14 protein-coding genes and 2 pseudogenes are annotated in these 14,820 nt (G+C 69.7%); 10 read left to right on the forward strand and 6 right to left on the reverse strand.

What is annotated here, in order from left to right:
* Positions 1–133: 133 nt before the first annotated feature.
* On the reverse strand, positions 134–787 hold the full coding sequence (locus ACIRS4_RS32450) for an ArsR/SmtB family transcription factor (RefSeq protein WP_404202846.1): 654 nt from the start codon (positions 785–787) through the stop codon (positions 134–136).
* A 119-nt stretch (positions 788–906) separates the two neighbouring features.
* Between ACIRS4_RS32450 and ACIRS4_RS32455 the strand changes: the two genes are divergently transcribed.
* Positions 907–1,314 carry a hypothetical protein gene (locus ACIRS4_RS32455; protein WP_404202849.1) on the forward strand — a complete coding sequence of 136 codons (408 nt, stop codon included), beginning with the start codon at positions 907–909 and terminating at the stop codon, positions 1,312–1,314.
* Positions 1,307–1,579, forward strand: coding sequence for a hypothetical protein (locus ACIRS4_RS32460; protein ID WP_404202851.1), 273 nt, complete (start codon positions 1,307–1,309; stop codon positions 1,577–1,579). Before ACIRS4_RS32455 ends, ACIRS4_RS32460 begins: the two co-directional genes overlap by 8 nt.
* A gap of 628 nt (positions 1,580–2,207) precedes the next feature.
* Here ACIRS4_RS32460 and ACIRS4_RS32465 read toward each other — a convergent pair.
* From ACIRS4_RS32465 to ACIRS4_RS32475, 3 genes and pseudogenes are all read right to left on the reverse strand, one after another.
* Positions 2,208–2,519, reverse strand: a pseudogene (locus tag ACIRS4_RS32465) (transposase); the annotation flags it as partial.
* Between the two features lie 58 nt (positions 2,520–2,577).
* A pseudogene (locus ACIRS4_RS32470) lies at positions 2,578–2,745 on the reverse strand (GNAT family N-acetyltransferase); the annotation flags it as partial.
* A 203-nt stretch (positions 2,746–2,948) separates the two neighbouring features.
* Positions 2,949–5,324 (reverse strand): SpoIIE family protein phosphatase, encoded by a 2,376-nt coding sequence (locus ACIRS4_RS32475; protein ID WP_404202853.1) that lies wholly within the window; start codon positions 5,322–5,324, stop codon positions 2,949–2,951.
* A 263-nt stretch (positions 5,325–5,587) separates the two neighbouring features.
* On the opposite strand from ACIRS4_RS32475, the gene ACIRS4_RS32480 reads away from it, so the two are divergent.
* The 4 genes from ACIRS4_RS32480 to ACIRS4_RS32495 all read left to right on the forward strand — a co-directional run bounded on the left by ACIRS4_RS32480 (position 5,588) and on the right by ACIRS4_RS32495 (position 9,291).
* Positions 5,588–5,782, forward strand: coding sequence for an antitoxin (locus ACIRS4_RS32480; RefSeq protein ID WP_404202855.1), 195 nt, complete (start codon positions 5,588–5,590; stop codon positions 5,780–5,782).
* 150 nt (positions 5,783–5,932) lie between these two features.
* Positions 5,933–6,466: a GNAT family N-acetyltransferase gene (locus ACIRS4_RS32485; protein ID WP_404202857.1), complete on the forward strand. Its 534-nt coding sequence runs from the start codon at positions 5,933–5,935 to the stop codon at positions 6,464–6,466.
* A 118-nt stretch (positions 6,467–6,584) separates the two neighbouring features.
* On the forward strand, positions 6,585–6,734 hold the full coding sequence (locus ACIRS4_RS32490) for a hypothetical protein (protein ID WP_404202859.1): 150 nt from the start codon (positions 6,585–6,587) through the stop codon (positions 6,732–6,734).
* A 292-nt stretch (positions 6,735–7,026) separates the two neighbouring features.
* On the forward strand, positions 7,027–9,291 hold the full coding sequence (locus tag ACIRS4_RS32495) for a fibronectin type III domain-containing protein (RefSeq protein ID WP_404202861.1): 2,265 nt from the start codon (positions 7,027–7,029) through the stop codon (positions 9,289–9,291).
* A 211-nt stretch (positions 9,292–9,502) separates the two neighbouring features.
* Here the strand turns inward: ACIRS4_RS32495 and ACIRS4_RS32500 are convergent, their stop codons facing one another.
* Both ACIRS4_RS32500 and ACIRS4_RS32505 read right to left on the reverse strand, forming a co-directional pair.
* Entirely contained in the window at positions 9,503–10,045 is a 543-nt protein-coding gene (locus ACIRS4_RS32500) for a hypothetical protein (protein ID WP_404202863.1), read from the reverse strand.
* Positions 10,046–10,154: 109 nt separating this feature from the next.
* Positions 10,155–10,571 (reverse strand): peptidoglycan-binding protein, encoded by a 417-nt coding sequence (locus tag ACIRS4_RS32505; RefSeq protein WP_404202865.1) that lies wholly within the window; start codon positions 10,569–10,571, stop codon positions 10,155–10,157.
* Positions 10,572–10,757: 186 nt separating this feature from the next.
* Here ACIRS4_RS32505 and ACIRS4_RS32510 point away from each other — a divergent pair, with 186 nt between their 5' ends.
* The 4 genes from ACIRS4_RS32510 to ACIRS4_RS32525 all read left to right on the forward strand — a co-directional run bounded on the left by ACIRS4_RS32510 (position 10,758) and on the right by ACIRS4_RS32525 (position 14,451).
* Entirely contained in the window at positions 10,758–11,738 is a 981-nt protein-coding gene (locus ACIRS4_RS32510; RefSeq protein WP_404202867.1) for an ArsR/SmtB family transcription factor, read from the forward strand.
* A 282-nt stretch (positions 11,739–12,020) separates the two neighbouring features.
* On the forward strand, positions 12,021–13,529 hold the full coding sequence (locus ACIRS4_RS32515; protein ID WP_404202870.1) for a helix-turn-helix domain-containing protein: 1,509 nt from the start codon (positions 12,021–12,023) through the stop codon (positions 13,527–13,529).
* Positions 13,530–14,105 carry a transcriptional regulator gene (locus tag ACIRS4_RS32520; protein ID WP_404202872.1) on the forward strand — a complete coding sequence of 192 codons (576 nt, stop codon included), beginning with the start codon at positions 13,530–13,532 and terminating at the stop codon, positions 14,103–14,105.
* 100 nt (positions 14,106–14,205) lie between these two features.
* Positions 14,206–14,451, forward strand: coding sequence for a DUF5959 family protein (locus ACIRS4_RS32525; protein WP_404202874.1), 246 nt, complete (start codon positions 14,206–14,208; stop codon positions 14,449–14,451).
* Positions 14,452–14,820 lie beyond the last annotated feature (369 nt).

Raw genomic sequence — 14,820 nt, forward strand, 5'->3', positions numbered from 1 at the left:
CCCACGCTCGAACCGAACTCGCGCGGGAGGTGCCCCCATCGCCGCCGCGAGCCCCGCCCTCCGGGCGGACGACGCTACTTTCGAAACACGCCCTAACCCCTGAGAGCCCAGGTCGGCCGAGGCGAGGGCGGTGTCACTGCCCTGGGCCGACCTCGATGACAGGACTCTGCCGTCTGATGCGGCTCTCATGGTCGTCCGGCTCGGCGGGCAGGGTGGGCCGGGGGCCTTCGTCGGGCACAACCACCAGGCGTACAGCCATCTGCCGTGAGTCGGGTGGGTGGTCACCGGGCTCCGGCAGGTATTTACGCAGCAGCGCCTGGTACTCCTCGACGAACGTGGCGACCTGCTCCTTCGTCATCCGCAATCCGGCGCGGTGGATCTGGTTCCAGCCTGCGGAGGAGTCGTACCCGGCGTATGCGCTCACGACCAGGCTCAGGTCATGGGTCATCTTGAGCGCGCCGATCTTCACCGCGGCCTCGCGTTCATCGGCCGTCAACTCCAGGCCCGGTGGCGTGAAGATGTCCGTCATGAGCGACTTCCACCAGCGTTCCCGGCCTGCGGACCGCTCCTCGATCTCGGCGATCAACTTGAGGTCGGCGAGCTTGCGCAGGTGGTAGCTGGTGGTGCCGGTGCTTTCGCCGAGCGCTTTGGCGACGCTGGTGGAGTTCGCTTCACCGTGCTCTCCGAGGTAGCTCAGGATGTCGCGGCGCACCGGGTTGGACAGGGCCTTGTAGAAGGCTTTGAGGTCCGGGCCGGTGAGCACTCTCTTCTCAGTGCGCTCGACCATGCCGACCAGCGTACTGCAGAGACTCTCTGCAGTCATTGCAGAGGTTGTTTGCAGAACATCTCTGTAATCGCTACCTTGGTTCGGGAGGGTGCCAGCAGGTGCCCAGGCTGGGGGTTGGGATGCGAATAGACCTGTTCGGGAGGGTGTTACTGGCTGCGGGGGTGGCGTTGGTGCCGTGGCTCGCGGTGCTGTGGACGACGCTGCCGGACGCCTACCCGGCGCAGCACTGGCGGGTCGCCTGGGTCGGCTTCGATGCGTTGCAGATCGCCGGTCTGCTGACGTCGGCGGTGCTGGTGCGGCGCAGTGACCACCGGGCGCCGCTGGCGTCGATCGCGACGGCCGTGTTGTTACTGGTCGACGCATGGTTCGACGTCGTGACGGCCGGGCGAGACGTGGTCTTCTCATTGGCGCTGGCCTGCACGCTGGAGCTGCCCCTGGCGATATTGTGCGCTGTCGCCGCGCTGCGGCTGCCAGGGGTGGCTTCCGTTCAGCCAGCCGTGGTGCAACAGGCGGCCGTCCATGTCTGACTCGCTGGATGCCCGGATGCGGGACGAGATCGACGACCAGGTCGCGGAAGCCTTCGATGCCTACCTGGCCGACCGGCTGACTGAGCCGGGGCCGCTGCGCGCGTCAGTGGCGTCGGGACGCAGCGCCGGGGTGGTGCTGGGCACCGTCGGGTTGGGTGCCCTCGCCACGGCGCTGACGCCGACCGGAGGCGCCGTCGTGTGCTGGATCTGGGGGGCGATCGCAGTGATCGATCTCGTCTGGTTGCTGAGCGCGCGCCGTCGTTGAGGTTCCGTGGACCAAGCTCTCGCCGACGTGACCCTGCCCCGCCAACAGAACAGACCGAGCAGGCCGCCGACGCTGCCATCGACACCGTAGCGCGCTGCGTCACGTCACCGAGCGGCACCAGGACGCGGCCGTGCCGTACGCGGCCCGTGTACTGCGAGCAGACCGCCTCTACCGCTGACACCGCTCAGCATCCCGCCTAACCGCTCGTCGCACGGTCATCAGCAGCTCGGTGAGGAAGCCGCGGTAGGTCATCTGGTCCTTGGCAGCCGCTGTCGCGATGTCGGGGAACTCGGCCCGGATCGTCGGCAGCCGCACGAGACGCCATAGCGGCCGCACCGGTGGCATAGCGGCTACGGCCTGGGTCCAGGCTTCGTGCAGGCGCGCTGCGCGCTCAGCGGCCTGGATTCGGCGCGCCTGCCGGTCGAGAAGACCGACGGGGCCACCCGCATTGCGGGTTGGGGCACCCCGCTGGCGCGTATGAGTGGGGGAGGGGCGCGTCGGCCGCGCTTCGAAGCGGAAAGTGCTCGGCGTAGCGGTTCTCGGTGGTGGCAATCAGCACTCGTTCCCAGCCGCCGGGAAGATCCCAGAGGACGTCCTCGGCCTGGTCGACTAGGCAGTTTCGTTTGGATCACCGGGCGGACGAGAGGAAGACGCCCGCGATGTGGAGTCCGGCCAGGTAGATGGTGGCGGTCTTCTCGTAGCGGGTGGCGATACCTCGCCACTGCTTCAGGCGGTTGATGCACCGCTCGACGGTGTCGCGCTGCTTGTAGGTCTCGCGGTCGAAGGCTGGTGGCCTGCCACCGCGGCTGCCCCGACGGAGCCGGTGGCTGCGCTGGTCAGCGGGAACGGGGATGACTGCGCGGATGCCGCGCTTGCGCAGGTGCTCGCGGATCGCTCGGGAGGATTACGCCTTGTCGGCCAGGACCAGGTCCGGCCTGGTGCCCCCAGTGGGGACGTTCGAGCCGCCAGCCGACCTCGACCGTCGGCAGTACCTCCGGCAGGAAGTCGGGCACCGAAAGGCCGGTGAACCCGGCCAGCTCGCCAGTGGACCGGACCTCTCCAGCGAACAGGCCGAATTCCGGGGACTCCCACTCGCTCTCCCATACCTGGGTCCCGCTGCGAGTCTGCTGTTCGTCACGGACGCTGCCGTCACGGATCCACCGCATGACCTCGGGTCGGCGTTGATGGCAGCCATGGGCGCAACGTCTTCCTCGCGCCGGCGGCGCAGGATCAAACGGGGAGCCTCGAGCGTGACCATCCGATCACCCGAGCCGGGCCCCGATCGCGGGAGTCTTGCGTGTGCATCGGCTGGCCACGATCAGGTGGACCTGGGCACTTCCTGACCGCAACGACCCGGCCCGCGGCAACTCTAGGAGACGGCCAGTTCGGCCCAGATGGTCTTCCCGGAGGCGGTGTACCGCGTGCCCCAGCGCTGGGACACCTGGGCGACGAGGAACAGGCCGCGGCCCCCTTCGTCGTCCCGGCGCGCTCGGCGCAGGTGGGGTGCCGTGTGTGCCTTGTCGGAGACCTCGCACAGCAGGCAGCGATCCCTGATCAGCCGCAGCGTGACGGGGCCGCTGGCGTATCGCAGGCCGTTGGTGACCAGCTCGCTCACCACGAGTGAGGCGGTGAACGAGAGCTCGGACAGGTCCCAGGCCGCCAGCTGCCGCTCGGTGTGCGCGCGGGCCTGAGCCACCATCGCCGGATCGGGCGGCAGCTCCAGATCCGCCACGTCGTCCTCGTCGAGACGCCGGGTGCGGACGAGCAGCAGTGTGGCATCGTCCGCCTGAGGGCCGGGCGGCAGGGTCGCCAGAGCCCGGTCGCACAGCTCCTCCACCGGGCATCGCTGCCAGGTCAGCACCTGGGCCAGGCGGTCGACCCCGCTGTCGATGTCGGTGCGCCGGTCCTCCACGACACCGTCGGTGAAGAACGCCACCACGCTGTCGCCGGACAGGTTCAGTTCGACGTTCTCGTAGGGCAGGCCGCACAGCCCCAGGGGTGGCCCCGGCGGCAGCGCGGACCAGGCCACCGACCCGCTCGCGTCCGCCACGATCGGCGGGGGGTGGCCCGCGCTCGCCCAGACGCACCGGCCGCCGACCGGGTCGTAGATCGCGTACAGGCAGGTCACCCCGAGAGCCTCGTCGTGGCTCAGCCCATCGTCTTCGGAGGATTCCGAGTCCTGCGCGACCAGGTCGTCGAGCCGGGTGAGCAGCTCCGCCGGATCCAGGTCCAGCAGGGCCAGAGTCCGCACGGTGGCGCGCAACCGGCCCATGGTCGCGGCAGCGTGCACGCCGTGCCCGACGACGTCGCCGACGGTCAGGCCCACCCTTGCGCCGGACAGCGGGATCACGTCGAACCAGTCGCCGCCCACGCCCACGCGGCTGTCGGCCGGCAGGTATCGGTACGCCACGTCGACCCCGCTCAGCTCGGGAAGGCGCTGCGGCAGCAGGCTCCGCTGCAGCACCAGAGCCGCCTCGTGCTGGCTGGTGTAACGGCGGGCGTTGTCGATGCCGACAGCGGCTCGCTCGGCCAGTTCCACGGCGAGCGCCTGCTCCTCGGCTCCGAAGGGGTCGGGATTGCTGCTGCGCCGGAAGGTGGCGAGGCCCAGGACCGCGTCGCGCGTGAGCAGCGGCACGAAGAGGCAGGAATGCCAGGTGGCCGCTGCCGCCTCGACCGTCGTCTCGGGCGGGGAGGCGTCGACGACGGGGCGGCTGGTGGTCAGGCTCGTGGCCTGCGGTGACGACGGCGGGTAGGAGACGGGAGTGGTCCGGAACTCCTCCGGGGTCCGACCGTGCATCCGCAGCAGACTGTGCCCCGGCGCCGAGCCCGTCGGCGGCTGCCGCCCCTCGATGACCGCCGGCGGCAGGTCCACCAGCACCTCGTCGGCCAGTTGCGGCACCGCCACGTCGGCGAGCTCCGCGGCCGTACGGCGCACGTCCAGCGAGGCTCCGATGCGCTTGCCTGCCCGCACCAGCAGCGACAGCCGCTCCTGGGCACGGTAGCGCTCGGTGATGTCCAGGGACTCCTCGAACAATCCGAGCGGGTCTCCCCGGGCGTCCAGCAGCCGGTGGTAGGAGCAGGACCAGACGTGCTCGCGCACCGGATCGACGGGGGCCCGCCCGCGGTAGTGCATGCCGAGGATCGGTTCCCCCGTCGACAGCACGTGCTCCATCACCTGCTCTTCGTCCGGAGGATGGTGGCGGGAGACGAACTCGCCCTCGGGAAAAAGGTCCGAGGCCGGTCGTCCGACGTAGTGGGCGACCCCTGCGAGCTCCAGATCGGTGGAGACGTTGCCCCAGACGACGCGCAGGTCGGTGCCGAAGATGGTCAGGCCGACGGGAGACTCGGTCGCCAGTCCCTGGAGCATCGCCAGTTGCGCCTCCCAGGCACGTTGCGTCTCCAGGTCGGCCGCGACCACGACGGTCGCGGCGACGCCGTGGTGCGCGAGCGGGCTGAACGTCACGGCCGCGCGCACGGTGCCTCCGTCGCGGCGGCAGAGCTCCAGGACCGCGCTGCGGGGCTTGTGAGCCTTGCAGAGTCCGGACAGCCGCTGCTCCGGTTTCGCCGCGAGCAGCCTGGCGGCCGGCTGACCCAGCACGTCCTCGGCGGAATGTCCGAGGAGGCGCTGGGCCGAGGGACCCCACCCGGAAACCCGGCCTTCCTCGTCCAGCACAGCGGCAGCGGCCTTGGAGAGGTCCAGGGGACTGTGGAAGTCGACGTCGGCCGCCTTCGGAAAACGATCCATGACCACCGCTTCCCTTCGTGCCCCCTCAGCATCCCGTGCCGCACGTCCGACGACAACCGCACCCGGTCCGGCCACCGCCCGGCCGGAAGACACCTGGCGGTGGGCGTGACCGGATATACAACGACGGGCATGGCGATACGGACCTCATGGATACCCGTCCGCGCGCCGGCGAGCCTGGCTGATATGGCTCCTGGGTGTGATGGACGGAGCCTGGAGGGTACCTGCGGTTGAGTACAACGCACGCGCGATCGTGGGAGGTACCCATGGGCAAGCTGGGAGACATGGCGAACAAGGCCAAGGAGATGGCGAAGGGCCATCCGGACCAGGCCGACAAGGGTGTCGCGGGCGCCGAGCGGCTGGTCGACGAGCGGACGGGCGACAAGTACGACGTCCAGACCGACAAGGGCGCCGACGCTGTGCGCCGTACCTACCGCGACAGCGGTACGACAGAGCGCTGACCCTCGAAGTCGGACCCTGGCCCCTCGGCGCAACCCGCCGGGGGGCCAGTGCGTCGAGGTCGCCGTGCCCCGTCTGGAAAGTGATCTCTCATCGCCGGTCGGGGCTTACGGATGTGACAACGCCCGAGGCCATACGCGAGGCTCGCCGGCATGGAGATCAGAACGGGCGTGCGGGGCGACGTGGAGCAGATCGCGGCGCTTCACGCAGAGAGTTGGCGTACGGCCTACGCAGGGATCATGCCGAGTGATTTCTTGGGCGGCCCCCTGTTCGAGGACCGCCTGGCGCTGTGGCTGGGGCGGGTCGACGAGCCGCAGCCGGACGCAGGACTGTTCGTGGCCGTCAGCGGAGGCGAGATCGACGGTTTCGTGTACCTCGTTCCGCGTCCCGACGGCCGCGTCCTTCTGGACAATCTGCATGCCAGACCTGGCCGTACTGGCTCCGGCATCGGGGGCCGACTGCTCCGGCACGCCCTCGCTTGGGCTGCCGCCGCGCATCCGGGGCGGGATGTCTGTCTGGAGGTGTTGCGCGCCAATACGCGCGCCATCGCTTTCTACGAGCGACATGGCGCTCTCCGTACCGACGAGCGGGTCTGCGTGTTCGAGCAGGGCTTTGAGTTGCCCGAGTTCGAGTACACCTGGGCGGCCGAGTCCGTGCCGACGGCTTCGGGCTCGTCGGCACAGTGATCGAGTCCGGGTCGGGACGCCTCCCATATTGCTGAGGGAGCGGCAGGCGGGTACGTCGGAGGTGCCGCGTTCGGCGGTCGGGACTGAATGCGATCACCGGTGCCAAAGGGAGAGACCCGTGGAACTCTGCTATTTCGCCGCCCAGGCGAAAACCGGCTTCTGGCCCACCGGCATGGTGATGATCGTTGTCATCACCGTCATCACGGCGGGAATCGGCTTCTGGCGGAGCCGCAACGCGAAGAAGGGAAGGGGCGGGCCGGGCAAGTAGCGGAAACGAGCGTTATGCAGGCCGCTGTGCCGCGGTTGCTGACAGCTGGTCACCGGGCCCGGCGCCGGATACGGCGCCTGCTTTGGTCGGGACGGCGGGCTGCGCCGAGACGTTCCGTCAGAGGCGCTGCGGGCAGGTGACGCGCCGTCCGCCGTCCGACACGCGGCAGCGGAGAAGTGGTTGATGTGATTCCGTGCAAACCCCCTTCCGCGGGCGATCTTGCGAATGGCACGATCGGGGCGGCGTACGCGCCGTGAACCCATTTCCCGATCGAAAGTGTGACCGTCAGCAGATGCGCATATCCCTCGGCGTGACGCGCCGTACCGCCGGCGCGGCCGTGCTCTCCCTGGTCACCGCCCTGAGCGGACTCGCCTTCCCTGCCACCGCGCAGGCGGCTGTGACCTGCTCGGCCGGCGTGTGGAAGGCCCAGTACTACGCCAACACCACACTCACCGGCACCCCGAAGGCCACCGTCTGCGATGCCGCCATCGCCGAGAACTACGGCCTCGGCGACCCTGCCGGCGTCACCCTGCCGCGGGACAACTTCGGCGTCCGCTGGAGCACCACCCGCGACTTCGGCTCCGGCGGCCCCTTCGACCTCACCGTCGCCGTCCAGGACGGAGCCCGCGTCTACCTCGACGGCTACCGCAAGATCGATCTGTGGCGCAACGTCAACCAGACCCAGAAGAAGACCCTCCGCCTCACCGTCCCGCGCGGGATCCACACCCTGCGCGTGGACTTCGCCGCCTTCACCGGCACCGCCGACATCGCCTTCGCCTACAAGCCCGTCATCGGCGCGGCCTACGACAAGACCGCCCCCCTGGCCCCGTCCGGCCTGAAGGCCGGCTACGCGGCAGCCACCCTGAAGGCGACTCTCGCCTGGTCCCGCAACTCCGAGCTGGACCTGGCCGGCTACAGCGTCTACCGCCGCACGGGCAGCACCGGCGCCTGGAGCCTGCGCAACAGCACCCCGGTCACCGGCGTCGCCTTCACCGACACACCCCCGGCCACCGGCGCCGCCTACGAGTACGCCGTCCGCGCCGTCGACCGCTCCGGGAACCTCTCCCCGCTGTCCGCCCTGGCGCGCGTCGTCAGCGCCGACAAGACGGCCCCGGCCGCCCCCACCGGACTCACCGCCACGCACGACGACTTCGGCGCCCGGCTCTCCTGGTCCGCGGTGAGCGGGGCGAGTTCGTACGAGGTGCAGCGGTCCACCGCGCCCGAGGGTCCGTTCTCCCCCGTCTCCACTCCCACCCCGAGCACCGCCCTGACCGACGTCAGCGCCGCCGGGGGCATGACTTACCACTACCGTGTGCGAGCCCTGGACGCCGCTGGCAACGCCTCCCCGTACTCCGCGCCCGTCCGGCTGGACGCGATCGAGCTCAAGCCCCTGCCGCCGGCAGACGTCTCCGCCAACGGCTGGGTCGACCGCAACACCGTCGGCTGGCGGTACGACGGTGACGCGTCCCACCGGTTCCACGTCTACGCCGCCGAGTCGGCCACCGGCCCGTGGACCCGGCTGACCGAAACGCCCGTCACCGGCCCCGCCTACGACGACTTCACGGCGCCCATCGGCCAGGTGCGCCACTACCAGGTCAGGACGGTCACGACGCACGGCACGGAGTCCGACCCGTCGGCGACGGCCTCGGCCACCCGCACCGGCGACGTCACCCCGCCGCACATGCCGTACGGCCTGAACGCGTGGAACGGCACCGACGGCGTGCACCTCGCCTGGACGGCCAACACCGACGACACGGAGCACTACGTCGTCATGCGCAAGTCGATGTTCGGCGCGTGGGAGCAGATCGCCGTGGTGCGGGACGTCAAGTACCTGGACGCCAGCACCCCGGCCGACGCGCAGTTCGGCTACACCGTCCGCGCCGTCGACGCGGCAGGCAACGTCTCCACCATGCCCGAGCCCGGCTACGGCACCGTCTACGGCAAGCGCCTGCCGGTCTACGAGAAGCCGGTCGCACCCGCCTCGGTGACCGCGACGGCCGAGAACGGCAACGTCACGGTGACATGGACCGCCAGCACGTCGGCCGACGTGGCCGGCTACTACGTCTACCGCACGACCTCTTCGGACCCCGCGTCGGCCTCCTCGGTCTCCCCGCTGATCACCGGGACGACGTTCACGAACGAGAACGTGCCCGCCGGCCGGACGTGGCACTACGTGGTGCGCGCCGTCAGCACGCACAGCATGTGGTCCGACTTCTCACCGATGGCCGAAGTCACCGTGCCCTGCCCTGTGATGACCGGCCCGGCCACGCCCCGGATCACCGGGGGAGGCAGGGGCGCGGACTTCGTCCGGCTCAACTGGGAGGTCGGAGCATGCGATCAGGGTGCCACCGTCTCGTACAACGTCTACCGGTCCACGTCCGGCCAGGACGTCTTCACCCCTGAGCACCGCATCGCCTCGGGCGTGACGGAACCGACCTACACGGACCCCGGCCTGGCTCGGGCGTACTACTACTACGTCGTCACCGCGGTGGCCGCCGACGGCACCGAATCGGCCCCGCAGGCCCGGCCGTTCGAGATTTCGACGCAGGCGCCCTGACGCCCCGTCGACCCCACAGGCCCCCGCCGTCCGGACGCCTTCGCGCCTCCGGACGGCGGGGGCCTGTCTCGGGAGGGCCCCAGCACGATCACCGCACACTGGTCATACGACATCGCCCGGACCTGCTCCAGCCAGGACGCGAACGCCGCAGCCTATGAGAGCCCGTCAGCAGTGTTGCCGATCGGCCTGGCCCCCGGTGGAAACAGGGTTGTCACCACTGGCAGTGCACATGGGTGGAGTGGCCCGCGTCTCCTGGCCCGAGCACCAGCGTCGCTCCGTAGCTCTTGCAGGCCCTCATGAACGCTTTGGCCTTGGTGTAGCCCTGACCGCTGGTGCTCACCCTTGAGCCGTTGACGGTGCCGACGTCGAACGCCCTGCCCTTGTAGTGGGCCGAGCCGGCCGAGTGACTGCCGCCGGCGATCTCGGTGACCTTGAAGGTGAACCGGTTCTTGGTGTTCAGCTTGAGCATCGCGTTCAGCATCGTCTTGTTGAGCGCGACGACCCCGCCGGGGGCGGTGCCGTAGTGGCTGCGCCTGGCCTTGTGACCCGCAGCGGTGTCCTGGACGTTCTTCTTGGCGCCGGCCTTGTCCACGACGCCGCTGTCGTGGGTGGTGGCGAGGGTGATGCCGCGGGAGTGACTGAGGATCGCCTTCGCGACGTCGGCGCTGGTCGCGGCGTGCGCGGACGTCGCCGGGGCCAGCACGACCAGCGAGGAGGCCAGCGCCGTCGAGGCCAGGAACCGTATGCTCTTCATGAGGTGGATGTCCTTCCGGAAGTCGCTGAACACTGTTGTGGGCGCGCTGCGGCGCTCTGCTCGGCGCCGGTACACCAGCGCTGGGGGAGCGGCCCCGCCGCCTGGCGGGTCAGGCGGGACACGCGCTGCGGAGCGCCGCCCAGGTGCGGACGCCGACGATCCCGTCGACCACGACCAGCGGGTTGCACTCGGACTGGTACATGGCCTGGAAGCGGCGCACGGCGGACCGGGTGACCGAGCCGAAGGCCCCGTCCACGTCGCTCCGCTGGAGGTACCCGGAGCTGTACAGGAGGCACTGCACTTCCTTGACCCGGGCCCCGGTGTCGCCGTAACTGGTCGTGGCCGTGCCGGTGTACCAATAGCCCTGGTAGGAGCACCGGTAAGTGGTCGTCACGGACACAGCGTCCGTCGCCCCCGTGGCGCGTGCGGAGGGGGAGCCCTGCGTGGCCTGGGCGGTTGCGGTCATGGAGCCCAGCACGAGCAGGGCTCCCGTCGCCGAAACGGCGACGGCATGGCGAAGTCGCATGTCTTTCTCCCTCGGTTGAAGGCCGTAGATGCTCGGCCACCGGTGATCGCCCGACGACAGACCGCCTACCGGTGGTGCGTTGCTGCCGAGCCTCGGTGGTGAGAAAGAGCCTGCCTTCACCGCATTCCGGTCGCCATGCCTTTCATCCGTGGCCAAAAGGGTCAGACCGGGCCGAGGATCGGACTCATGCTGCGCATCCACTTCACCGAAGCCGACCTGCGCCAGATCACCGTCGCGCCCGTCCCGAACGCGCTGCTGGAAGCCGCACTCAGCGTCCGCTACTTACGCACGGGACCGACCGGAATGGTCCGGTCGCGTCCCGGCCTCACGCAGTGGCGTAGCAAGATCGTCCGGAGCCTGGCTCCCCGAGCCGGGGTCCTGCTGGACCTGGATCCCCGTCAGGGCGGCCTGCTCGACTTCTTCTTCCAACTGTCGACACCCACGCTGCACGACGGCGTCGAACGAGCCGCAGCCACACCGGCCCGGGAACTGGCGGACGAGATCGCCTTCCTCGACAGCCGTGCCCGCGAGAGCGAAAAGCTGCGGGAGCTCGCCGACGGCACGACCAGGGGCCGGCAGATCCTGGCAGGCGACACTCTGCGCTACTTCGACTCAACCCTCGCCCCCTTGTGGCCGCAGATGCAGGCCACCGCCGTCGCCGACCGGGCCCTGCGCGCCGAGACACTGCTGCGCGGCGGAGTCGACGCCATGCTCGCCACCCTCGTCCCCACCTGGCACTGGCAGTCACCGACCTGGCACATCCCCTCACACTGCGACCCCACCGACCTGTACCTGGGCGGCCACGGCCTGATCCTCATCCCCTCCTACTTCGCCCTGGGACCGATGTACGGCCACCGTCCCGGCGAACCCTGGACACTGACCTACCCCCTGCACACCGACGAGCAGCCCACGCATGCCGCCGACACTCTCGGCCCCCTGCTCGGACGCACCCGCGCTGCCGTCCTCGCCAGTCTCCGCCGCCCCGCCACCACCACCGAAACAGCCGACCACGTGGGCATCTCCCTGCCCTCCGCCAGCCAGCACACCACCGTCCTGCGCAAAGCCGGACTCATCACCACCACCCGCACCGGCACCGCGGTCCTCCACACCCTCACCCCCCTCGGTACAGCCCTCCTCCGCAACGACATCGCTCGACCGGGAAGTTGAAAGGGCCCGTGCACCGTTGACAGCAATTCGCTGGTATTCATGCGGACTTCACATCGACTCGGGTACAAAGGGGTCGCGAGATGTCGACCTTGAAAGAGTCGTTGCGGCTGACGGTGGCCGCGTTGACGCAGGTGTCGCGTCGGCGGTCAGGTGCCGTGTCATGGAGTCTGTGCGACATGGATGTCCGGGCCGAGCACGAGCATCATGGCATCGGCTCCCTGGACTTGCCGGCGGGTCCGACCGGCGCCGTTCCGTCCGGTCCGAGACGAAGGGGACGAGCCGGTGAGCGACTTCGACGCGATCGACTCGCTGCTCGACGCCGTCGGCCCGGAGGCGGAACTCCCGCCCTGCCAGGTACGCCGCGAGCTGCGGGAGCGGGCCCGGCTGTCCAAGGCGCGGGCGGCCCGTGCACTCGGGGTGAGCCCCTCCACCCTCAGCGGGTGGGAGGGCGGCCGGGACCCGTCCGGCGAGGTCCGCGCCAAGTACGCGTATCTGCTGGACGGGCTGAACGCCAAACTCGCCTCCGCCTCCGCCACCGAGACCGAGACCGTGGCGGTGCCGGCTGCGGAGCGGTCCGCGCCATCAGGCGCTGCTGCGGCGGCCGTCCCCTCCACGTCTTCGACCGAACCCGGCCACGACGAGGACGAGGTGGAGCTGCTCGCCGTGTCCGAGCCGTGTGTGCTGTGCGGTCGTCCGGCCAACCGGCGAGTGGCGGGTTTCGCTCAGCATCTGGACCCCTCCGGCTGCCAGGCGAACCCTGCGCACACCCCGCCTAGTCCGGCCGGCGGCCAAGGCGCGGCCCCGCGCGGGCGGGCGTTCCAGGAGCCCTCCGGGCCGGCCGACTTGATCCACGAAGCGGTGCACTCCGTGCTCGCCGAGTACCGGGGCGACGTCGAAGCCGCAAGCGCCGTGCTGCTGAAGCGGGCCATCCCGGACGCGATGCGCCTGCTGGACGAGACCCGCAAGGGCGCCCGCTACGACGTGATCGCCCACCCCTGGGTCCCCGACGTCCTCAAGAAGCAGACCTCCAGGGGCGCCGACCGGATCTGGGAGGCCCGCCCCAAATGGACCCGCACCGCGCTTCCGCCCGGCCGCCACGAGGTCACCGCACTCGACATCAACGGCGCCTACCTCTCGGCCCTCAAGACCCACCTCCCGCTCGGCCGGCTGGAACACGCCACGGGCTTCACGCACGACCGGCGCCGCGCCGGAGTCCACCTGATCACCCCGCCCGCCTGGGAGCACGACGCGGTGCTGCCCAACCCGATCGGCCGGCGCGACGAACCAGGACCCCTGTGGGTCACCGAACCGATCCTGCGCCTGCTGCTGCGCCTGTCCGGACCGAAGCACCGCCTGTGCGAGCCGCCCGAGATCCACGAGTCGTACACCTCGGGCGCCACCGAGAACCTCCTGGAGAAATTCCGGATCGCCCTCAAGGACGCCCGAGACACCGCGATCGCCGACGGCGACGGGCTGACGCTGGAGTACGTGAAGGCGATGTACTCCAAGTTCGTGTCCACGATGGGGGAGTCGAACTACAACCGGGCGCTCTACCGCCCGGACTGGATGCACATCATCCGCTCCCAGGCCTTCGCCAACCTCTGGATGAAGGCGCTCAAGGCCCACGACGCGGGACTGACGGTCGTGCGGGCGATGGGCACCGACGAACTCCACGTCATCGGAGACTGGCGCCGTGTCTTCCCCGAAGGCCGCGGTGTCACCGAGGTCAAGGTCAAGGACACGTACACCGCCGGAACCGGCACCGAAGCCGACACGGGGCAGGGGCAGTAGATGCCGGAGAAGAACATCGACTTCGGGAAGTTCGGCGCGAACGGGATCAAGGGCAGCGAAGCCGTCGCCCGCCAGCTCGACCGGCTCGCCGCTCACATCGCCACTCCGGTGACCGCCAGGCGCGGCCTGATGGCACGCCTGCATTACCTGACGACGTCGGACAGGGCCCGGAAGGCGGCCAAGGACGCCGGACTGACCGTCAGCGACCGGACGCTGAAGGCATGGCTGAAGGGCGAACGCCGTCCCTCGAAGGCCAACCTGGAACGCATCGAGGCCGCCTGCAAGGCGGTGCGGCGCCGCAACGTCGCCCGCCACCTCGCCGCCCGACTCAACCGAGAGGGCCGCGGAACTCGCGTGGAGATCCACCCCCTCGACCAGTCCGGCGTGGAGCGACGGTTCCAGCGAGTCGTGCCACACCGGACGATGAATGTACGCCGCTGGGACAGGATCGTCGGAACCTGGGCGGCCGGTGACCACCGGGGCCTGGACGACGCCTGGACCGTCGATGTCCTGCCCGACCTGGGCTCCCAGTGGGGCCAGTACGAGTACGTCGAGAACATCGGCTTCGCCGCGTAAGGGATGTCCCGCATGTGCCTCGTGGGGCTGTCGGCTGAGACAGAGCGTGGGAGAGGATCAAGGGCAACCTGGTCCATCGAGTGTTCAAGAGGCAGCAGCTGTGATCGACGAAGTGCAGGCGGTCGAACTCTTCCGGTTCGCAGACCCGGTCCAGAGCGTCACCGTTGAGGTGAGATGCAGCGATCCTCTGCGAATGGGGGAAGAGCGGTACTACGCCGGCGAAATCGTCGTGGAGAGCGTCTTCGTCAGCGGACGGGTCGGGCTGCAGGTGTCGCTGGAGGACCTGGACGATTGGGAGCGGTGCCTCGGCGCCCTTCAGGCCGAGGAGGGAGTCGAGTCTGCCTGATCACCCACCGCCACGTTCAACGGCTTTGTCAGGGGCTTTTAGGCTCAATGGACCGAAGCACCTGCTTCCAGCAGCTGCTGGCGAGCATCCACGGTCTGGCCGATACGTGGTCACCAGCGACGCGATGCACCCGCAGTACCAACGCGCCACCTACCTCCTGGGGCGGCGTGGCCGATGAAGTACTGGCGGTAGCCGTCGTCGACCCAGACCTTGCTGATGGCGGGACAGGCGGTGCGACCGCCTCGTCGGCCAAATGGGTGCCGGCGACGGAGTCCTGCACGCTTGTGGCCGTGACCAGCACCACCCCGAGCAGCAGGCCGGGGATGTCGGTGACGATGCTCCGGTTGAGCGCCGCGCTGTGCCGAAACC

It is taken from the genome of Streptomyces sp. NPDC101166 (assembly GCF_044768125.1).
Classification (GTDB): Bacteria; Actinomycetota; Actinomycetes; order Streptomycetales; family Streptomycetaceae; genus Streptomyces.

Coding starts and splice junctions, on each gene's coding strand:
- ACIRS4_RS32450 (WP_404202846.1), bottom strand. CDS start 787: ATGGTCGAGCGCACTGAGAAGAGAGTGCTCACCGGCCCGGACCTCAAA.
- ACIRS4_RS32455 (WP_404202849.1), top strand. CDS start 907: ATGCGAATAGACCTGTTCGGGAGGGTGTTACTGGCTGCGGGGGTGGCG.
- ACIRS4_RS32460 (WP_404202851.1), top strand. CDS start 1,307: ATGTCTGACTCGCTGGATGCCCGGATGCGGGACGAGATCGACGACCAG.
- ACIRS4_RS32475 (WP_404202853.1), bottom strand. CDS start 5,324: ATGGATCGTTTTCCGAAGGCGGCCGACGTCGACTTCCACAGTCCCCTG.
- ACIRS4_RS32480 (WP_404202855.1), top strand. CDS start 5,588: ATGGGCAAGCTGGGAGACATGGCGAACAAGGCCAAGGAGATGGCGAAG.
- ACIRS4_RS32485 (WP_404202857.1), top strand. CDS start 5,933: ATGGAGATCAGAACGGGCGTGCGGGGCGACGTGGAGCAGATCGCGGCG.
- ACIRS4_RS32495 (WP_404202861.1), top strand. CDS start 7,027: ATGCGCATATCCCTCGGCGTGACGCGCCGTACCGCCGGCGCGGCCGTG.
- ACIRS4_RS32500 (WP_404202863.1), bottom strand. CDS start 10,045: ATGAAGAGCATACGGTTCCTGGCCTCGACGGCGCTGGCCTCCTCGCTG.
- ACIRS4_RS32505 (WP_404202865.1), bottom strand. CDS start 10,571: ATGCGACTTCGCCATGCCGTCGCCGTTTCGGCGACGGGAGCCCTGCTC.
- ACIRS4_RS32510 (WP_404202867.1), top strand. CDS start 10,758: ATGCTGCGCATCCACTTCACCGAAGCCGACCTGCGCCAGATCACCGTC.
- ACIRS4_RS32520 (WP_404202872.1), top strand. CDS start 13,530: ATGCCGGAGAAGAACATCGACTTCGGGAAGTTCGGCGCGAACGGGATC.